The 19964-nt window shown below is 61.9% G+C and carries 17 protein-coding genes; 11 read left to right on the forward strand and 6 right to left on the reverse strand.

Translation table 11 applies throughout. The annotated features are described in order from the left end of the window. Nucleotides 1-106 precede the first annotated feature (106 nt). Both polA and AB8A38_RS16270 read left to right on the forward strand, forming a co-directional pair. Nucleotides 107-3142: a DNA polymerase I gene (gene polA / locus AB8A38_RS16265; RefSeq protein ID WP_439086653.1), complete on the forward strand. Its 3036-nt coding sequence runs from the start codon at nucleotides 107-109 to the stop codon at nucleotides 3140-3142. A gap of 118 nt (nucleotides 3143-3260) precedes the next feature. Then, on the forward strand, nucleotides 3261-3896 hold the full coding sequence (locus tag AB8A38_RS16270) for a LysE family translocator (protein WP_175368563.1): 636 nt from the start codon (nucleotides 3261-3263) through the stop codon (nucleotides 3894-3896). Here AB8A38_RS16270 and AB8A38_RS16275 read toward each other — a convergent pair. After that, a complete protein-coding gene (locus AB8A38_RS16275) occupies nucleotides 3893-4519 on the reverse strand; it encodes a glutathione S-transferase family protein (protein WP_439086654.1) in 627 nt (208 codons plus the stop codon). The two genes, AB8A38_RS16270 and AB8A38_RS16275, sit on opposite strands and share 4 nt — an antisense overlap. Nucleotides 4520-4694: 175 nt before the next feature. On the opposite strand from AB8A38_RS16275, the gene pyrE reads away from it, so the two are divergent. From pyrE to AB8A38_RS16290, 3 genes are all read left to right on the forward strand, one after another. Then, nucleotides 4695-5258 carry an orotate phosphoribosyltransferase gene (gene pyrE, locus AB8A38_RS16280; protein WP_089263651.1) on the forward strand — a complete coding sequence of 188 codons (564 nt, stop codon included), beginning with the start codon at nucleotides 4695-4697 and terminating at the stop codon, nucleotides 5256-5258. Between the two features lie 114 nt (nucleotides 5259-5372). After that, nucleotides 5373-6737: a sodium:proton antiporter gene (locus tag AB8A38_RS16285; protein WP_439086655.1), complete on the forward strand. Its 1365-nt coding sequence runs from the start codon at nucleotides 5373-5375 to the stop codon at nucleotides 6735-6737. A gap of 100 nt (nucleotides 6738-6837) precedes the next feature. Then, nucleotides 6838-7653 (forward strand): DUF2865 domain-containing protein, encoded by an 816-nt coding sequence (locus AB8A38_RS16290; RefSeq protein WP_439086656.1) that lies wholly within the window; start codon nucleotides 6838-6840, stop codon nucleotides 7651-7653. A gap of 1 nt (nucleotide 7654) precedes the next feature. On the opposite strand, the gene AB8A38_RS16295 is transcribed toward AB8A38_RS16290, so the two are convergent. Then, nucleotides 7655-8086, reverse strand: a complete 432-nt coding sequence (locus tag AB8A38_RS16295; RefSeq protein WP_089262853.1) for a hypothetical protein — start codon at nucleotides 8084-8086, stop codon at nucleotides 7655-7657. Nucleotides 8087-8316: 230 nt separating this feature from the next. Here AB8A38_RS16295 and AB8A38_RS16300 point away from each other — a divergent pair, with 230 nt between their 5' ends. Continuing rightward, entirely contained in the window at nucleotides 8317-10848 is a 2532-nt protein-coding gene (locus AB8A38_RS16300) for a glycogen/starch/alpha-glucan phosphorylase (RefSeq protein ID WP_439088539.1), read from the forward strand. A 12-nt stretch (nucleotides 10849-10860) separates the two neighbouring features. Here AB8A38_RS16300 and AB8A38_RS16305 read toward each other — a convergent pair whose 3' ends face one another. From AB8A38_RS16305 to AB8A38_RS16315, 3 genes are all read right to left on the reverse strand, one after another. Next, nucleotides 10861-11298: an EamA family transporter gene (locus AB8A38_RS16305; protein ID WP_439086657.1), complete on the reverse strand. Its 438-nt coding sequence runs from the start codon at nucleotides 11296-11298 to the stop codon at nucleotides 10861-10863. A gap of 243 nt (nucleotides 11299-11541) precedes the next feature. Then, nucleotides 11542-13155, reverse strand: coding sequence for a phosphoenolpyruvate carboxykinase (locus AB8A38_RS16310; RefSeq protein WP_093759852.1), 1614 nt, complete (start codon nucleotides 13153-13155; stop codon nucleotides 11542-11544). 183 nt (nucleotides 13156-13338) lie between these two features. Beyond that, nucleotides 13339-14076 carry a HugZ family protein gene (locus tag AB8A38_RS16315; protein WP_439086658.1) on the reverse strand — a complete coding sequence of 246 codons (738 nt, stop codon included), beginning with the start codon at nucleotides 14074-14076 and terminating at the stop codon, nucleotides 13339-13341. Between the two features lie 215 nt (nucleotides 14077-14291). Between AB8A38_RS16315 and AB8A38_RS16320 the strand changes: the two genes are divergently transcribed. The 5 genes from AB8A38_RS16320 to AB8A38_RS16340 all read left to right on the forward strand — a co-directional run bounded on the left by AB8A38_RS16320 (nucleotide 14292) and on the right by AB8A38_RS16340 (nucleotide 18286). Beyond that, a complete protein-coding gene (locus AB8A38_RS16320) occupies nucleotides 14292-14993 on the forward strand; it encodes a response regulator transcription factor (RefSeq protein WP_068733897.1) in 702 nt (233 codons plus the stop codon). 134 nt (nucleotides 14994-15127) lie between these two features. Further along, entirely contained in the window at nucleotides 15128-16933 is a 1806-nt protein-coding gene (locus tag AB8A38_RS16325) for a stimulus-sensing domain-containing protein (protein WP_439088540.1), read from the forward strand. Nucleotides 16934-16989: 56 nt separating this feature from the next. After that, complete coding sequence (locus tag AB8A38_RS16330; protein ID WP_439088541.1) at nucleotides 16990-17454, forward strand: HPr kinase/phosphorylase; 465 nt, start codon at nucleotides 16990-16992, stop codon at nucleotides 17452-17454. A gap of 131 nt (nucleotides 17455-17585) precedes the next feature. Further along, nucleotides 17586-17987, forward strand: a complete 402-nt coding sequence (locus AB8A38_RS16335; RefSeq protein ID WP_068733893.1) for a PTS sugar transporter subunit IIA — start codon at nucleotides 17586-17588, stop codon at nucleotides 17985-17987. After that, complete coding sequence (locus tag AB8A38_RS16340) at nucleotides 17984-18286, forward strand: HPr family phosphocarrier protein (RefSeq protein WP_315840409.1); 303 nt, start codon at nucleotides 17984-17986, stop codon at nucleotides 18284-18286. The genes AB8A38_RS16335 and AB8A38_RS16340 overlap by 4 nt, the downstream gene beginning before the upstream one ends. Before the next feature lie 33 nt (nucleotides 18287-18319). On the opposite strand, the gene AB8A38_RS16345 is transcribed toward AB8A38_RS16340, so the two are convergent. After that, nucleotides 18320-19951 carry a glycosyltransferase family 39 protein gene (locus AB8A38_RS16345; RefSeq protein ID WP_439086660.1) on the reverse strand — a complete coding sequence of 544 codons (1632 nt, stop codon included), beginning with the start codon at nucleotides 19949-19951 and terminating at the stop codon, nucleotides 18320-18322. Nucleotides 19952-19964: the final 13 nt, after the last annotated feature.

Below are 19964 nucleotides of genomic sequence, written 5' to 3' on the forward strand. Positions count from 1 at the left end.
GGACACATGGAACAGGGTGCGGCGCAAGCCGGGCGGCATCACAAAAACCGGCGGGATGACTGGCTGACAGACTGTCATTTCCGGCGAAAATCCTTAAGTTGCGGCCATGCCGAAAACCTCAGAAACAGCCGCCGCCAAGCCCGCCACCGTCAAGGCCCTCGCGAAGGGCGACCATGTCTTTCTGGTCGACGGCTCGTCCTATATTTTCCGCGCCTATCACGCGCTGCCACCGCTGAACCGCAAATCCGACGGACTGCAGGTCAATGCGGTGCTGGGCTTCTGCAACATGCTGTGGAAACTGATCCGCGACATGCCGCCGGACAACCGGCCGACGCATCTGGCGATCATCTTCGACAAATCGGAAGTGACTTTTCGCAACAAGCTCTACCCCGAATACAAAGCCCACAGGCCGCCGGCGCCGGACGACCTGATCCCCCAATTTGCACTGATCCGCGACGCCGTCCGCGCCTTCGACCTGCCGAGCATCGAGCAAGGTGGTTTCGAGGCCGATGACCTGATCGCGACCTATGTCCGCGAAGCCGGTGAACGCGGCGCGACCGCTACCATCGTGTCCTCTGACAAGGATCTGATGCAGCTCGTGACCGAGCAGGTCACCATGTACGACACCATGAAGGATCGTCGCCTCGGCATTGCCGAAGTGATCGAGAAATTCGGTGTACCGCCGAACAAGGTCGTCGAAGTGCAAGCGCTGGCCGGCGACAGCGTCGACAACGTGCCCGGCGTCCCCGGCATTGGCATCAAGACGGCTGCGCAACTGATCACCGAATATGGTGACCTCGAAACGCTGCTGAACCGCGCTGGCGAGATCAAGCAGCCGAAGCGCCGGGAATCGCTGATCGAGCACGCCGAAAAGGCGCGCATCTCGCGGCAGCTTGTGCTGCTCGATGACAAGGTTGCGCTCGACGTGCCGCTCGATGACCTCGCGGTGCACGAGCCCGACGCGCGCAAGCTGATCGCGTTCCTCAAGGCGATGGAATTCTCGACGCTGACGCGGCGCGTTGCCGAATATGCGGAGATCGATCCGGCCGATGTGGAGGCCGACAGCGCGACGAAGAGCAGATCCGCGCCTTCCGCTCATAAGGCTGGCGGCGATCTGTTCGGGAACACCGAATCTACACCCACTGCAGCTACACCCACTGCGAAAAGCAAAACAGGCGCAACTGGCCCAGTGAGCGGTAGCGCCCATGCGACCGGTCCAGGCAGCAAGGACGTGCTCACCCCGATCTCGCTGGCCAAGGCCCGCGCCGAAGCCGCACGCAAATTGCCGGTCAAGCGCGACGCGTATCAGCCGGTGCGCACGCTCGCCGATCTCGACAAGTGGATCGCGCGTATCCTCGATACCGGCCATGTCGCATTCGAATGCAAGGCGTCGTCGATCGATCCGATGCAGGCCGACATGGTCGGCATCGCGCTGTCGCTCGGTCCGAATGATGCCTGCTATGTGCCGCTGGCCCATCGCCAATCCGGCGACGGCGCTGGCCTGTTCGCCGCCGATCTCGAGCCCGACCAGATCAAGCCCGCCGATGCGCTTGCAGCGCTGAAGCCGGTGCTGGAATCCGCCGGCCTGCTGAAGATCGGCTTCAACATCAAGTTCACCGCGGTGCTGCTCGCACAACACGGCATCACGCTGCGCAACCATGACGATGTGCAGCTGATGTCCTATGCGCTCGATGCCGGGCGCAATGCCCATGGACTCGATGCGCTCGCCGAGATCTGGCTCGGCCATGCCATGCTGACCTTTGGCGAACTGATCGGCTCCGGCAAAGGCAAGCTGACGTTCGAGCAGGTCAAGATCGACCGCGCCACGGCCTATGCCGCCGAAGACGCCGACGTGCTGCTGCGGCTGTGGAATGTGCTGAAGCCGCGGCTTGCGGCCGAGCACATGACCACCGTCTATGAGACACTGGAACGACCGCTGATCTCGGTGCTGGCGCGCATGGAACGTCGCGGCATTTCCATCGACCGTCAGGTGCTGTCAAAACTCTCGGCCGACTTCGCGCAGACCGCTGCGCGCATCGAAGCCGAAATCCGCGAGATCGCCGGCGAAGAGGTCAATATCGGCAGCCCAAAGCAACTCGGCGACATCCTGTTCGGCAAGATGGGCCTGCCGGGCGGCAGCAAGACCAAGACCGGTGCATGGTCGACGTCCGCGCAGGTGCTCGATGACCTCGCCGAACAGGGCCACGAATTCCCGCGGAAAATCCTCGACTGGCGCCAGGTGTCGAAACTGCGCTCGACCTATACCGACGCGCTGCCGAATTATGTGCATCCGCAGACCCATCGCGTCCATACGACCTATGCGCTGGCGGCGACCACCACGGGCCGCCTCTCGTCCAACGAACCGAATCTGCAGAACATTCCTGTTCGTACCGAGGACGGCCGCAAGATCAGGCGCGCCTTTATCGCTTCGCCCGGCCACAAACTGGTGTCCGCCGACTACTCGCAGATCGAATTGCGCCTGCTGGCGGAGATCGCCGATATCCCCGTGCTGAAACAGGCCTTCCAGGACGGGCTCGACATTCACGCGATGACGGCGTCGGAAATGTTCGGCGTGCCGGTGAAGGACATGCCCGCGGAAATCCGCCGCCGCGCCAAGGCGATCAATTTCGGCATCATCTACGGCATTTCGGCCTTCGGCCTCGCCAACCAGCTCAGCATCCCCCGCGAGGAAGCCGGCGCCTATATCAAGAAGTACTTCGAACGTTTCCCCGGTATCCGCGCGTATATGGACCAGACGCGCGACTTCTGCAGGGAGCACGGCTATGTGCAGACCCTGTTCGGCCGCAAATGCCACTATCCGGACATCAAGGCGAGCAACGCCTCGATCCGCGCCTTCAACGAACGCGCCGCCATCAATGCGCGCCTGCAGGGCACCGCTGCCGACATCATCCGCCGTGCCATGACGCGAATGGAGGATGCGCTGGCAGAGAAGAAGCTGTCAGCGAAGATGCTGCTGCAGGTGCATGACGAGCTGATCTTCGAAGTCCCCGACGACGAAGTCGCGGCGACGCTGCCGATCGTGCAGCACACCATGCAGGACGCGCCATTCCCGGCGGTGCTGCTGTCGGTGCCGCTGCAGGTGGATGCGCGCGCAGCGGTTAACTGGGAAGAGGCGCACTAGTTTTACCGCCGGAACAGGCGTCGCCGATGGATTCGCCTATCTGCGATGCTGAATCCGGAATGGTTCGACGCCATCGCATGGGCTACACAACGATCATCCCCAGCCTGCGATCGGTCCCATGCCCCATCTCACATCCCTGCTCGGTTTCGCCCTCGTCTCGCTCGGCATGGTGCTGACGCCGGGGCCGAACATGATCTATCTGATCTCGCGCTCGATCACGCAGGGGCCGGCGGCCGGGATGGTGTCGCTTGGCGGCGTGGCGCTCGGGTTCATCTTCTACATGCTCTGCGCGGCCTTCGGCATCACCGCGCTGCTGTTCGCAGTGCCCTATGCCTATGATGCGCTGCGTCTTGCCGGTGCGGCCTATCTGCTGTGGCTGGCCTGGCAGGCATTGAAGCCGAACGGCCGCTCGCCGTTCCAGGTCAAGAAGCTCGCCATCGACAGCCCGCGCAAGCTGTTCGTCATGGGCTTCGTCACCAATCTCCTCAATCCGAAGATCGCGATGCTGTATCTGGCGCTGCTGCCGCAATTCATCGATCCCACGGCTGGCAGCGTGCTGACGCAGTCGCTGGTGCTCGGATCGACGCAGACCATCATCAGCGTCGGCGTCAACGGACTGATCGCGCTCGGCGCCGGGTCGATCGCCCTGTTTCTCGGCGAACGACCGACCTGGCTCAAGCTGCAGCGCTGGCTGATGGGCACGGTGCTCGCTGGCCTCGCCGTGCGGATGGCGCTGGAGACAAAGCGGGCTTAATCCAGCTTCGCGTCCATGCCGCGCTTCACACCCGGACGCGCCATCAGCGTGTCGTACCAGCGGCCGACATTCGGGAAATCGGCGAACGACACCTTGTGGCGCTCATGGCGCCAGGCCCAGCCGAGGACGGCGAAATCGGCCACCGACAGCGCGCCGGCGACGAATTCGTGGTCGGCCAGGCGACTATCCAGCACGCCATAGAGCCGGCGCGTTTCGTCGGAATAGCGCTTCAACCCGTAGGCACGCTGACTTTCGTCCTCCAGCGCGATGAAATGATGCACCTGGCCAGGCATCGGGCCGAAGCCCCCCATCTGCCACATCAGCCATTCCAGCACCGGAATCCGCTCGCCGAGAGACTTCGGCAGGAATTTGCCGGTCTTTTCGCCGAGATAGAGCAGGATGGCGCCGGATTCGAACACGCTGACCGGCTTGCCATCCGGCCCTTCGGGATCAACGATGGCCGGGATCTTGTTGTTGGGGCTGATTTTCAGGAATTCGGGCTTCATCTGCTCGCCCTTGCCGATATGCACCGGGAAGACCTTGTATGGCAGGCCCATTTCCTCCAGCGCGACGGAGATCTTGCGGCCATTCGGCGTATTCCAGGTGTGCAGCTCGATAGTCATGCGATTCCTCTTCCGGTCTTGCCCGATCTTGTTGCCCGGTCTGTAGCATCGTCCCAACGGGCGGTAAAACGGCCCGAGAGTGTTGACGACGCCCGTCCTGGTCTGGAATGTGCCGGAAAGCGCCGATAGATTGCGCCCGGTTCAGCACAGAGACCGTTTCAACAGAGACATGCCATTGACCAAATCAGCCGCCCGCGCCCGCCTGTTCGAGATCATCCGCGACCGTTCGTTCGGTTACGGCGAGATCACGCTGGCTTCGGGCCGCAAGAGCAATTTCTATTTCAACCTGAAGCCCACGATGTGCCACCCGGAAGGCGCGGCCCTGCTGGCCGAGCTGACCTATGACGCGCTGCGCGACGACAATCTCGATTATGTTGGCGGGCTTGAGATGGGCGCCGTGCCGCTGGCCGGCGCGCTGGCGCAGCTCTCCTGGCTGAAGAACCATCCGATCGCGGCCTTCTTCGTCCGCAAGAAGCCGAAGGAACACGGCGCGCGCCTCGCTGTGGAAGGTCTCGCCAAGGGCGAGACGCTGGAAGGCAAGCGCATTGTCATCGTCGAGGACGTCACCACCACCGGCGGCTCGGCGGTGAAGGCGCTCGACGCCGTGCGCGAAGCCGGCGGCGAAGTCGTGCTGGTCTTCACTATGGTGGACCGCGACGAAGGCGCAGCCGAGACCTTCGCCAAGGCCGGCGTGGCGTTTCGCTCGCTTTACAAGGCCGGCGAATTTCTGAAGGGTTGAACCTTCATCGGCTCCGTTCGCGCATTCGCGCGCAAGGACGCAGTGAAAGGTCACCTTTTGCTTCGCTTCATCGCCCTCGCTGCCTTGCCCCTTGTTGTCATGCTTGCGCCCGACATGGCACATGCAGCCGCGGGCGGTCTCGATGGCACCAAGCTGTCGCTGCTGTGGGCATTACCATTCGCCGGCATCCTGCTGTGCATCGCCACCGGGCCGGTGCTCTATCATCATCTGTGGGAGCACCATTACGGCAAGTTCGCCGCCTTCTGGGCCGCGCTGGTGATCGTACCGCTGTTCTTCGTGACTGATGCAACGACCGTGGTGCACACGCTCTCCCACACCGTGCTGCTCGAATACATTCCCTTCATTCTGCTGCTGCTGGCGCTATTCACCGTGGCCGGCGGAATCTATGTCGAGGGCAACCTGCATGACAGCGTCTTCACCAATACGGTGCTGCTGGGCTTCGGCACGCTGATCGCGAGCGTTGTCGGTACCACCGGCGCGTCGATGATCCTGATCCGGCCGCTGATCCGCGCCAATGACGATCGTCGCACTAACGTCCACGTCGTGGTGTTCTTCATCTTCCTCGTCTCGAATATCGGCGGCTCGCTCTCACCGCTCGGCGACCCTCCACTCTTCCTTGGCTTCCTCCGCGGCGTCGATTTCTTCTGGACCACGGTGCACATTTTTCCGGAAACGCTGTTCGCGGCCGGCATCGTGCTGGCGATCTTCATGGTGCTCGATGTCTATTTGCATCATCGCGAAGGCAACTTTCCCAGGAAGAAAGACCCGACGCCGGATTCGCCGTTGCACCTGCACGGCAAGATCAACCTGCTGCTGCTGGTCGTGATCATCGGCGCAATCCTGACGAGCGCGAGCTGGAAGCCCGGCATCACGTTCACCGTGCTCGGCACGCCGCTCGCATTGCAGGATTTGCTGCGCGACGTGATCTTCGTGCTGGTGACATTTGTGTCGCTGTGGCTGACAAAGACCGAGCACCGCAAGGCCAACGATTTCAAATGGGGCCCGATCGAGGAAGTCGCGCTGTTGTTCGCCGGCATCTTCATCTGCATCGTGCCTGTGATGGCGATGCTGCAGGCGGGCGCGCAGGGGCCGTTTGCACCGCTGGTTGCCCTGGTCAGCCATGCCGACGGCACGCCTAACAATGCCGCCTATTTCTGGCTGACCGGCATCCTGTCGTCATTCCTCGACAATGCACCAACCTATCTGGTGTTCTTCGAACTCACCGGCGGCGATGCCAAGACGCTGATGACGACGGGGGCGGCGACGCTGGCGGCGATTTCGGCAGGTGCAGTGTTCATGGGCGCCAACACCTATATCGGCAACGCCCCGAACTTCATGGTCTATGCTATCGCCCGCGACGCGGGCATAAAAATGCCAAGCTTCTTTGGTTACATCCTGTGGTCGGGTGCGGTGCTGATCCCGGTCTTCCTGGTGATGACATGGGTGTTTTTCATCTAGCGCGCTGCGCTGGTTACCATTCATTTACCATGACGCCCTAACATGACACCGCACCGGAGCGTTTTCGCTCGGGCACTGACATGCGGTCGCGGAGCTGGCGTTGCGTCACAATCGAACATCCTCGCGTGTCGTGCGTCCCCTGGTGCTGCTGACGGCGATGAGCCTCGTCGCATTGACCCCGCAGATGGCATCTGCGCAAAATTTCTTCGACTTCCTGTTCGGCGGCAACCAGCCGCAGAAGCAGCAACAGCGTCGTGGCGCGCCACCGGCCGAGAGCAATTTCTTCTCGGATCCGTTCGGTCTCAACACGCCAGCCGAAGCACCGCCGCCCCAGCGCAGCGCATCTATCGGCGGCTCCGGCCCGGCCTTCTGCGTGCGCACCTGCGACGGCAAATATTTTCCGCTCGGTCGCGGCATGAGCCCGGCGCAGATGTGCCAGGCATTCTGCCCGGCGGCGACCACCAAGGTCCTGTTCGGGAGCAGCATCGAAAGCGCCTCGTCGAGCACTGGCGAACGCTACAACGATCTGGAAAACGCCTTCGCCTATCGCAAGGCGCTGAAGGCCGAATGCACCTGCAACGGCCGCGATCCCTCCGGCCTCGCGCCGGTCGATCTCACGCTGGACACTTCTTTGCGTCCCGGCGATGTCATCGCCACCACCAACGGCCTCGTCGCTTTCTCCGGCGTCCGCACCGGCAACACCCAGACTGCGGAATTCACGCCGGTTGCGAATTATCCCGGCCTGACCTCGGACGTCCGCGCACGCCTCGGCGAGATGAAGGTCGCACCAGTCTCCGCCGAAATGATCACCGACGAAGCGCCCATGTCGGAAGCCGCGCGTGATGCAGCGCCAGCAACGACCGTCGTACCGAAGAGCGCGCCGGCTGCCCGCGCCAAGCGCGCCGAGCTTCAATAGATCATCGCCCGACGATGACGCCGATCACGTTCGGCGCCGAGAGATACTTCTCCTCGATCTCGGCACGCGCCGCCGCGCGATTCTCCGGCGTCAGCAGTCCGCGCTTCTCGGCGAGGATCATCCAGCAATAGCCCCACCAGTCGGTGAGCATGCCGTGGTCGTCGACAAGGTCGTAGCCCTGTTCCGCGGCGAAAATCCGCGCATGCGCCTCGTCGAGCTGGTCGAGCCAGGCGTGATCTTCCAGCGAGAACAGGTCATCGCTGATGTCGTCCGTCGTATAGCCCCAGACCGAGAGGCAAACGGTGTTGAACTCGCGATCGATCTGATCGTCATCGATCGGATGCCGGCGCGCCATCAAATGCAGCCGCGACAGCGACCGCGCGAAGTCGGCTATGCGGGTGAGAGCAAACTGATCGAAGGCAATGGTGGACATCTAGTCCTCGCGAGCTTGAACAGACCATAGATATTGTAGGCGAAGGCAACGAATCACCTCGGAATATCAATAGCTTACTAATTTGTTCTTAATTTGTTCCAGTTTTTATAGATCCGGTTCTCGCGTGCCTGCCCAAATCCCGGGCAGTTCCATGGCAAAAGCTCGCCACCCCCACGGGTTCCGGGAGCAGCCAAATGCGCGTATGATTTTGGTCAGTGACACAGCTCAGGATGGCCGGTTTGTCAGATCAATCAGTCCCAGCAAAATTCCAGCCGGAGAACATGCCTGTCGATGAACTGGCGCTTGCCGACATCAAGAGCGCCATTCTCGTCAAGCTGCGGCTGGCAATCGGCAAGGAAGCCGCCTTCGCCACCAAGCACGACTGGTACAAGGCTGCCGCACTGACACTGCGCGACCGCATGGTGCATCGCTGGCTGACCTCGGACAAAGAGAGCTACGATGCCGGCCGCAAGCGGGTCTATTACCTCTCGCTGGAATTCCTGATCGGCCGCCTGTTCACCGACGCGCTGAACAATATGGGCCTGCTGCCGCTGTTCGAAGCCGCGCTCGGCGATCTCGGTGTCGGCCTCGACGAACTCAGAAAATGCGAGCCCGATGCAGCGCTCGGCAATGGCGGCCTCGGCCGCCTCGCCGCCTGTTTCATGGAGAGCATGGCAACGCTCGGCATTCCGGCTTTCGGTTACGGCATCCGCTACGACTTCGGCCTGTTCCGTCAGGTCATCTCGCACGGCGTGCAGCAAGAATATCCCGACGAGTGGCTCGGCTTCGGCAATCCGTGGGAGCTTCCGCGGCGGGAAGTCACGTATAACGTCTATTTCGGTGGCAGCATCGAAACCGTCGAGGACGGCAGGGGCCGCAAGCAGCTCATCTGGCATCCCGGCGAGACGGTCGAGGCTGTTGCCTATGACACACCCATCGTCGGCTGGCGCGGCCAGCATGTGAACGCGCTGCGACTGTGGTCGGCGCGCGCGCCGGATCCGCTGCGGCTCGACGTGTTCAACACCGGCGACTATGTCAGCGCCAGCGCCGAGCAATCGCGCGCCGAGGCCATCTGCAAGTTTCTCTATCCGAACGACGAGAGTGCCGCCGGCCGCGAATTGCGTCTGCGCCAGGAATACTTCTTCGTCTCCGCCTCGCTGCAGGATCTGGTGAAGCGTCACCTCCATTCCGACGGCAATCTGCGTGGCCTCGCCAACAAGGCGGCGGTGCAGATGAACGACACGCATCCGAGCCTCGCCATCGCCGAGCTGATGCGCATTCTGGTCGATCAGCACAATATGCGCTGGGATGCCGCCTGGCAGATCACCAACGCGACCTTGTCCTACACCAACCACACGCTGCTGCCCGAAGCGCTGGAGACCTGGCCGGTCGAACTGTTCCAGCGTCTGCTGCCGCGGCATCTCGAAATCATCTACCGCATCAATGAAGCGCATCTCGACCGCGCCGATGCGACGCGTCCCGGCGACACCGCCTATCGCGCTTCGGTCTCGATCATCGACGAGACCTCCGGCCGCCGCGTGCGCATGGGCAATCTCGCTTTCATCGGCTCGCACCGCATCAACGGCGTCTCGGCAATGCATTCGGAGCTGATGAAAGAGACCGTGTTCCACGACCTCAACCAGCTTTATCCTGGCCGTATCACCAACAAGACCAACGGCATTACTTTCCGCCGATGGCTGATGCTGGCCAATCCGAAACTCACCGACCTGTTGCGCGCAACCTGCGGCGAAGCCGTGCTCGACGATCCCACCCGGCTCATCAAGCTCGAGGCCTTTGCCGGCGACGCCTCGTTCCAGCAGGAATTCCGCAAGGTTAAACATCACAACAAGCTCGCACTCGCGCGCGTGATCGGAGAGAAGCTCGGCGTACAGGCCGATCCCTCGGCGCTGTTCGACGTGCAGATCAAGCGCATCCACGAATACAAGCGGCAGCTACTCAACCTGGTCGAGACCGTTGCGCTGTATCAGGCGATCAAAGACGAGCCGGGCAAGGACTGGGTGCCGCGCGTCAAGATTTTCGCCGGCAAGGCGGCGGCGAGCTATCGTTACGCCAAACTGATCATCCGCCTTATCAATGACGTCGCCGAGGTCGTGAACAACGACACCACGATCGGCGGCAAGCTGAAGGTCGCGTTCCTGCCGGACTACAATGTCAGCCTGGCGGAAGTCATCATTCCCGCAGCTGATCTGTCCGAACAGATTTCGACCGCAGGCATGGAAGCCTCCGGCACCGGCAACATGAAGCTCTCGCTGAACGGCGCGCTGACCATCGGCACGCTGGACGGCGCCAATATCGAAATCCGCGACAATGTCGGCCCGGAGAACATCGCGATCTTCGGTATGACTGCTGCCGAAGTTGTCGAGCGCCGTGCCAAGGGCCTGGATGCCTCCGATGTGATCAACAAGTCGCCCAATCTCGGCCGCGCGATCCAGGCGATCGAGACCGGCGCGTTCTCGCCGGATGATCCCGGCCGCTACGCCTCGGTCGGCCACGCGCTGCGCCACCTCGATCACTATGTGGTCTCGGCCGACTTCGACTCCTATTACGAAGCCCAGCGCGGCATCGACACGCGGTGGAAGGCCGGCTCAGCCTGGAGTCGCGCCGCGATTCTCAACACTGCGCGGATGGGCTGGTTCTCGTCAGACCGCACCATCCGCGAATATGCCGACGATATCTGGGGCGTGCCGGTTGCTGGCGATCTGCCGGGCACACCGAGTCTGCAGGCGCGAAAGGCGACGTGAGCGCGGCGGTGCTCACGCGCGATACGCAACGAGCACCGCGCCGCAGGCGATCAGGATGACGCCGAGCCAGTTCGGCAGCGACAATTTTTCCCCGAGAAACAACACGGCAAACACTGCCACGAACACCACACTGAGCTTGTCGATCGGCGCCACCTGCGCGGCATTGCCAAGCTTGAGCGCGCGGAAATAGCAGATCCACGACGCGCCGGTCGCCAATCCCGACAGCACGAGGAACAACCACGTCTTCGGTGAGACCGCTGACGGCGATTGCCAGTTGCCCGTGACATAAACCATCATGCCAGCGGCAAAGAGAATGACGATGGTGCGGATGAACGTCGCGAAGTCCGAATTGACGTTCTCGATACCGATCTTGGCGAAAATCGCCGTCAACGCAGCAAAGGCCGCGGACAGCAGCGCCCAGAACGGCCAGGAGAGCATGACGTTTTTCATTTGAAGCGTCCTTACCTGTCAGCCGTCATTGCGAGGTCAAGGAAAGCTGGCTAGCCAGCTTTCCTCTTAGCCCTTGCGACGAAGCAATCCGTTCTTCGCGTTCTAGCTGGTCGTGCATCGCATTCCGACTAACGGTTTCGTCATGGCCGGGCTTGTCCCGGGCATGACGGCTGACAGGTTCCGCGTGACATGAAAAAGGCGGCCTCACGGCCGCCCTTTCGCATTCATAATCGCTACCGCGAATTACTCAGCTGCCAGCTTCACATCCGGCGCAGCGGCGCGGACATCCGCATCGACCTGCGCTTCGAACTTGGCGAAGTTCTTCTGGAACATGCCAACCAGCTTGCGCGCGGTGGCATCGAACTCGGCCTTGTCCTTCCAGGTGTTCACCGGATTGAGGATTTCCGACGGCACGCCATCCAGCGCGGTCGGGACCGCGAAGCCGAAATACTTGTCGGTGCGGAATTCCACATTGCGCAGCGAACCGTTCAGCGCCGCGGTGAGCAGCGCACGGGTCACCTTGATCGGCATGCGCGAACCGACGCCGTACTTGCCACCGGTCCAGCCGGTATTGACCAGCCAGCAGTCGACATTGTGCTTGGCGATCAGGTCACGCAGCATGTTGCCATAGACCGAGGGATCGAGCGGCAGGAAGGGCGAGCCGAAGCAGGTCGAGAATTCCGGCTCCGGATCGTTGCCGAGGCCACGTTCAGTGCCTGCGACCTTGGCGGTGTAGCCGGACAGGAAGTGATACATCGCCTGCGCCGGCGTCAGCTTGGCGATCGGCGGCAGCACGCCGAAGGCGTCGGCGGCGAGCATCACGACGTTCTTCGGCTGCGGCGCGCGGCCGGTGCGCGAGGCATTCGGGATGAAGTCGAGCGGATAGGCCGAGCGGGTGTTCTCGGTCTTCGAACCATCGTCGAAATCCGGCAGGCGGGTATTGGCGTCGAGCACGACGTTTTCCAGCACCGCGCCGAAGCGCTTCGATGCCGCATAGATCGCGGGCTCGGCTTCTTCGGAGAGTTTGATGGTCTTGGCGTAGCAGCCGCCTTCAAAATTGAAGATGCCATCCTTGCCCCAGCCGTGCTCGTCATCGCCGATCAGCGTGCGCTTTGGATCGGCCGAGAGCGTGGTCTTGCCGGTGCCGGACAGGCCGAAGAAGATCGCGCTGTCGCCATCAGGGCCGACATTGGCCGAGCAATGCATCGGCAGCACGCCCTTGGCAGGCAGATAGTAGTTCAGCGTGGTGAAGACCGACTTCTTCATCTCGCCAGCATAATAAGACCCGCCGATCAGGACGATCTTGCGGGCAAAATCGATGGCCACGACGTTTTCCGAGCGGCAGCCGTGACGTTTGGGATCGGCCTTGAAGCTCGGCAGGTCGATGATGGTGAGTTCAGGCACGAAGTCCTTCAACGCAGCGGCTTCCGGGCGGATCAGCAGCGTGCGGATGAACAGCGAGTGCCATGCGAGTTCGGTGAACACGCGGGTCTTGATCTGGAAACTCGGATCGGCGCCGCCATAAAGGTCCTGCGCGAACAGGGTCATGCCTTCGGCGTGCTTCTTGAAATCGATATAGAGCGCTTCGAACTGCTCCGGCGTGATCGCCTGATTGCCAGCCCACCACATCTGTTCGGTGGAAGCGTCCTTGACGGTGAACTTGTCCTTCGGGCTGCGGCCAGTGAATTCACCCGTGTCAGCACAGAGCGCGCCATCGGACGACAATTCGGCTTCGCCGTTACGCAGCGAATATTCGTAAAGCTGCGGCGCGCCGAGATTCCAGTTCACCGCTTTGAGATTTTTCAGTCCGAATTTGTCGGCGCCATAGGCACCGTTGCGTACGCCCGTCTCTTGCACGGAATATTCCTCCTTGAGTCCGCATATCCGACCTGTGCAACTGTCTTCAATCGCACGTCAGCAGCGGTAGCCGTCATTATAACCACCGAGGCCGTAACCCGGCGATCTAATAGTGACGAAGATGTGAAATGCCAAGCTGCAGTCCGCATATTTGGTTTATTCCAGCACGGCACTTGATACCGCTCAATTACTCAAAGCGCGGGCCTGCTCTGCGAGTTCCTTCAGGACTTGCCGCAATGCACCCGGAGTGACAATCCGCCGCGGAAAGTCCAGCCGGATCACCGCCGAGCCGTTCTGCAGGTCCATGCCATCCGGATCGCATCCGGTGCACCGCCAGTCGCCTGCGTCCGCATGGAGAAGCTTCGTTGCATAGAGATTGAGCGCATCGAGATGGTCGGCGTTCATATGAGCAACAGCGCCCTCCTCGGCCTCCAGCATCCCTTCTGCATCGGTAAGATCGGTCAGGAATTGCTCCGGCTTCAGGTCGTTGATACGGCCAAAGCCGGCCACCAGATGGGCACTCTTCGGCTTGATCCGGAAGAACGAAAAATCCTTAAAATCCACAAAGGCTTGCGCGGATGGATGGACGCTGAGATAGCGCCGGCGCAGTAGCCATTTTTCGCTGTCGCTGGCCTCCTGCGCGATACCTCCGAGCATGATGCGTGAGCCCTCCAGAGGGTCCCCCGGCGCCCTCTCATCCAGCATCAGCGAGACGCGGGCATCCGCCAGAATATTGCGGGTATGGAGTGCCAGCCGGGAAATCAGGAGAATTGGCGACCCGTCCGGGTGGCTGGCGACATTGGCCAGCGCACAATAAGGATCGCCGGAACCGACAGCCAGGGTGGCCAGCGCCCCCTGCCGACTGCGCCGCAGCAGCGACCGGGTGACGCGCGAGGGGTCGAAATCAGGGGTCGGTTGCATCGTTAAATCCCGTATTTCATTGCAAAAAGTAGCTTCTTCTTCCTTGGCGGGAGGTCTATACATCTATGGAACCCACGCGTCATTCAAGCGTTCAGGGAACTCGGCCACACTTCAGCCCAGCTTGCATTGCTCGTTGACTGTGTTCTTAAGGCCACCTCATACGGCGGATTGTCGAATTCTGCCGGATAGCCCATCCCGCTTCGGAAAGTAGGCTCATGCCAACTATCGCACTGGTCGACGACGACCGTAACATTCTCACATCCGTATCGATCGCGCTGGAAGCCGAGGGCTACCGCATCATGACCTATACGGATGGTGCTTCCGCACTCGATGGCTTCCGCACGAGCCAGCCGGACCTCGCAATCCTCGATATCAAGATGCCTCGCATGGACGGCATGGAGACACTGCGCCGTCTACGCCAGAAGTCCGATCTGCCGGTGATCTTCCTGACGTCGAAGGACGAAGAGATCGACGAGCTGTTCGGCCTCAAGATGGGCGCGGACGATTTTATCCGCAAACCGTTCTCGCAGCGTCTGCTGGTCGAGCGCGTCAAGGCCGTGCTGCGCCGCGCCGCGCCGAAGGATCCGACCGCCGCTCCGAAGGAGACCGACGCCAAAGCGCTTGATCGCGGTTTGCTGCGGATGGATCCGGAACGTCACACCTGCACCTGGAAGAACGAGCCGGTCACGCTGACCGTCACCGAATTCCTGATCCTGCAGGCGCTGGCGACGCGCCCCGGCGTGGTGAAGAGCCGCAACGCGCTGATGGATGCCGCCTATGACGATCAGGTCTATGTGGACGATCGCACCATCGACAGCCACATCAAGCGGCTGCGCAAGAAGTTCAAGGTCGTCGACGACGACTTCGAGATGATCGAGACGCTGTATGGCGTCGGTTATCGCTTCAAGGAAACCTGATCTGTAGAGGTTCCCGCGGTACGGTTGGGGCCTGACGGCTCAGCCGTGCTGCGCTAGAATGCGCATCCGCACACGCAACAATGAGCGCGGCGTGGCGCATCGCAGATATCGACAACAACCGGGCAGTTTTGGCATTGCTGGATCGTACGCAGCCTGATGAAAGCCTGGACGCCGACGGCACGTCGCCGCATGCGGCAGGCGGTGATGCCGATCGCACCCGTCGCGGCTGGCAGCGCCCGCTCGACTGGCTGCGCCGCGCCCGGCAGTTCTTCGTTGCGCTGACCTTTTCGAGTCTGACGCGTCGCATCGTTTCGCTCAACCTCGCCGGCCTCTGTGCCCTCGTCGCCAGCATTCTCTATCTCTCGCAATTTCGCGCCGGCCTGATCGACGCGCGTGCGCAGAGCCTGCTGGTGCAGGCCGAAATCATCGCCAGCGCCATCGCCGCTTCGGCCACCGTCGAAACCAATACGATCACGATCGATCCCGATCGCTTGCTCGATCTCAAGCCCGGCGAAACCTATGGCGTGCCGGACGAACTCTCCGGCCTCGATTTCCCGATCAATCCCGAGCGCGTCGCGCCGGTGCTGCGACGGCTGATCTCCCCGACCAAGACTCGCGCGCGCATCTACGACCGCGATGGCGTGCTGATCCTCGACAGCCGCAGCCTTTATGGCCGCGGTGATGTGCTGCGTTTCGAACTGCCGCCGCCGACCACCGAAAAGCCCGGCTTTGCCGAACGCACAATGATCGCAGTCCGAACCTGGCTGAATCGCGGCGACCTGCCGCTGTATCGCGAACTTGGTCCGGAAAACGGCAACGGCTATCAGGAAGTGCAGCAGTCGCTCGACGGTCTGAAGAGCAGCATGGTGCGCATCAACGAACGGGGCGAAGTCATCGTCTCGGTCGCCGTGCCGGTGCAACGTTTCCGTGCCGTGCATGGTTCGCTGATGCTGTCGACCCAGGGCGATGACATCGATCAGATGGTGACCGCCGAACGTCTGGCGATTCTGAAAGTCTTTGCGGTCGCGGCCGTGGTAATGATCGTGCTGTCGTTGCTGCTGGCATCGACCATCGCAGGTCCGGTGCGACGGCTGGCCGACAGCGCCGAGCGCGTTCGCCGCCGTATCCGCACCCGTGTCGAGATTCCCGACTTCACACGCCGCCGCGACGAAATCGGCCATCTCTCCGGCGCACTGCGCGACATGACCGATGCACTCTATAACCGCATCGAGGCGATCGAGATGTTCGCGGCCGACGTCTCGCACGAGCTCAAGAATCCTTTGACCTCGCTGCGCTCCGCCGTGGAAACACTCCCGCTGGCAAAGAACGACAACAGCCGCGGCCGCCTGCTCGCGGTGATCGAACACGACGTGCGGCGGCTTGATCGGTTGATCTCGGATATTTCCGACGCCAGCCGTCTCGATGCCGAACTCCAGCGCAACGACACTGCGCCCGTCGATGTCAGACGGTTGCTGACCACGCTGACCTCGGTCGCCAACGAAACCAAGCTCGGTCATGACGTCGGCGTTGAAGTCCGCTTCGAAGGCGCTGCTGGTGATGCGTTTTCGGTGCCCGGCCACGACTCCCGCCTCGGTCAGGTCATCACCAATCTCGTCACCAATGCGCAGTCGTTCTCGACGCCCGGTGGCAAGGTGCGGATCGTCTGCCGTCGCCTGAAAGGCAAGATCGAGATCGTCGTCGATGACGACGGCCCGGGCATCGGACTGGATGCGCTCGAACGGATCTTCGAACGCTTTTACACCGACCGTCCGCATCAGGGCTTTGGCCAGAATTCCGGCCTCGGCCTGTCGATTTCCAAGCAGATCGTCGAGGCCCATAGCGGCACGATCTGGGCCGAGAACCGCATCGGCCCGGCCAACGCCGACGGCGAGATCCCAGTGCTGGGTGCGCGCTTCGTGGTACGGTTGCCGGCCACATGAGCGCGGATGGCAAAAGCATCCATGCCTCCGCCGTACTGGTCGATGACCGCGCCGTCCTGATCAGGGGGCCGTCCGCGTCCGGAAAATCGCGGCTGGTCTTCGACCTGATCCTCGCCGGTCAGAGTGGGCAGGTTCCGGAGGCCATGCTGGTCGGCGACGACCGGGTGCATCTGGATGTCAGGGATGGAAAACTGTGGGTACGGCCGGCGCCCGAACTGGTCGGGCTGCTTGAGATCAGGGGGCTCGGAATCCGGCGTCTGGACTGCGCTACCGGCGCCATTGTCGGGTTGGTGGTCGATCTCGACGCCACCGACGCCGCGCGCCTGCCAGAGCCGGAAGCGCTCAGAATCACACTGGAGGGCGTCGAATTGCCCCGAATCCCGGTGGGGGCGGGCTTTTCGCCACTACCATTGGTCGTAGCTACACTTACGACAATCGATGGTTTAGCCGCAGTGCGACCTTTGGACGATTGCTCGAAGGGAATTGGTAACCATATTAGTCCCACTATCGCCACCGAATAGACCCGCGCTACTTCCCGCCGCATCCGTGCAATTTAAGGGAGATTCGCGAAGAGCCCTCTTGCATAGGGGCTCTGGATGGTCAAAGTGGCCCTTTCGTGCGGTGCACCAAAAGCACCCACGAGGAGTTTCCGATGATTGGTCTAGTACTTGTGACCCATGGGCGCCTTGCCGACGAGTTTAAGGCGGCGCTTGAACACGTAATGGGTCCGCAAAAACAAATTGAAGCCGTGACGATCGGCGCCGAAGACGATTCCGATTTGTGTCGCAGCGACATTATCGAAGCGGTCAATCGCGTCGACAGTGGCGATGGCGTTGCCATCCTCACTGATATGTTCGGCGGCACGCCATCGAATCTGGCGATCTCCTGCATGAGCCGTCCGAAGGTCGAGGTTCTTGCCGGTATCAACCTGCCCATGCTAGTGAAGCTCGCAAAGGTGCGCGAAGAGCGCACACTGCCCGATGCGATCGCCATGGCACAGGAAGCCGGCCGCAAATACGTCACCATCGCCAGCCGCGTTCTCGCCGGCAAATGAGCGAAAGCCCAGACGATACGACGGTGTCCGGCGGCGTCTCCCGCGAGATTCCGATTACCAACAAGCGCGGCCTTCATGCGCGCGCCTCTGCCAAATTCGTGCAGATGGTCGAACGCTTCAATGCCGACGTCACGGTGACACGCAATGGCGAGACCGTTGGCGGTACATCCATCATGGGCCTGATGATGCTGTCCGCCGGTCCCGGAACCAGCATCATGGTCACCGCCAAAGGCGCCGAGGCTCAGGCGGCGCTGGATGCGATCACCGAGCTTGTGACCAACAAGTTCGGCGAAGAGTAGCGGTTCGCCGAAAGCTGCTTCGTCAGCGAACGGCTATTTCATCGCAACAGGCGCCACCACATAGACATTCCACCGCGTGGTCGTGCCGACATTGCCCTTGAAGAAGCGCCGCGTCGACATCACGATGCGTTCGGCATTCGGCAGATTGTCCTTCATCCACGCTTCGCAGCGCTCGAATTTCCAGTCACCCACCAGGCAGATTCCGATGAAGCCGTTGCGCTCCGCTTCCTCCATTGACGTCACGCCTGACGGCCACGGCTCATAAGGCGTCAGCGGCAGCGGATGATCGGGACTGTAGAACGTCATCTGCTCGGCGACATCGACGAAGCCCACCACGTTACTCCAGCGCGTATGGAAGCGCTTGTGCCAAACCTCGGTGAGTTCACGCGCAAGCTGTGAGTAGGAGATATGAGCGAAATTGCCGTTGGCATCGCGCGGCAGTGAGGCGATGGCGATCTGCGGCGCGGCGGCGAGCGTGACCAGCGACAGGACGAGCCAGATCGCGGCGAGCCTTACCAGCGCGACCCGCGGCACCTTCAGCGATGGAATCGCGATCACGGCCAGCGGCACCAGGAAGAACAGCGAGATCCCCCAATCCGTCTTGATGTAGATGTCAAACAACAGCGCGCCGATCGGCGGGCCGACAGCGACGATGGCCTGGATCAGCCAGATATTCAGGGCCCGATCCTTGCGCACACCGGGATTAGTCGTCAGTGACCACGGCCGCTTGACGAATGCGCCGGGATCGCGCGCCAGCGACGCCCACCAGCGTGGGCCCCAGGCCAGCACCGCAGCGGCCAGACCCAGCGGCAACAGCAGCAGCGCGATATTGTGGCCGACATAACCCCATGCCAGCTGCAGACTCTCCCAGCGTGACGAGATCTTGTAGGTATCGCCGGCGTAGCGAAATGGCGCGTATTCCACCTGCCGCACCCAGTCGAAATGCGGGATCATCGCCGCCGCCATCGTCGCGATGGCGATCCATGGTGCCGGCGAGCGCAGGAACAGCATCCGCTGGGGATGGATCAGCGCGGCCAGACCGATGGCGCCAATCATCGTCACCACCCAGTATTTGGTCATCAGCGCCAGCGCAGCGGCGAGGCCAAGCAGGAAGCCCGAGCGAATCGAGCGCTTCTCGAACGCATGCAAATAGGCCAGCACCACCAGCGGCAAAGTTACCAGTTGCAGCAGGTCCGGATTGTACTTGAAGCCCTTGAAATTGAAGATCGGATAGATCGCGACCATCAGCAGCACGAAAAAGGCGCGGCGGCGATCGACCACGCGCAGCGCGATCGCCCAGCAAAGGACCATGCCTATGCCGACCGTGACCATGGCGAGCAGATAGGTCGCCCAGTCCACCGGCGGGAAAAATTTGAACCAGACACCCGAAATCCAGCCCGACAGCGGCGGATGCTTGCCGTAGCCCATGAGGAACTTCTGCCCCCAGGCGTAACCCTCGGAAACGTCGAAATGGATGTCCTGCGCCGCCTTCACCTGGGTCAGGATCGCGGTCCACAGCACCACATGGGCGATCGTGAAGCCGAGCACCAGCAGGACGCTCAATTGCGGATCACACGCCCAGGCAACGAGCCGCGCAGCGCCGCGGCGGCCGATCGACAGCAAGCCCCGGCGTTTGGCGGGGGTGGAGGAAGCGATTGTACTCATGGGGCCCTGCCTA

This window comes from Tardiphaga sp. 839_C3_N1_4 (assembly GCF_051811045.1).
In the GTDB taxonomy this organism is placed as follows: Bacteria; Pseudomonadota; Alphaproteobacteria; order Rhizobiales; family Xanthobacteraceae; genus Tardiphaga.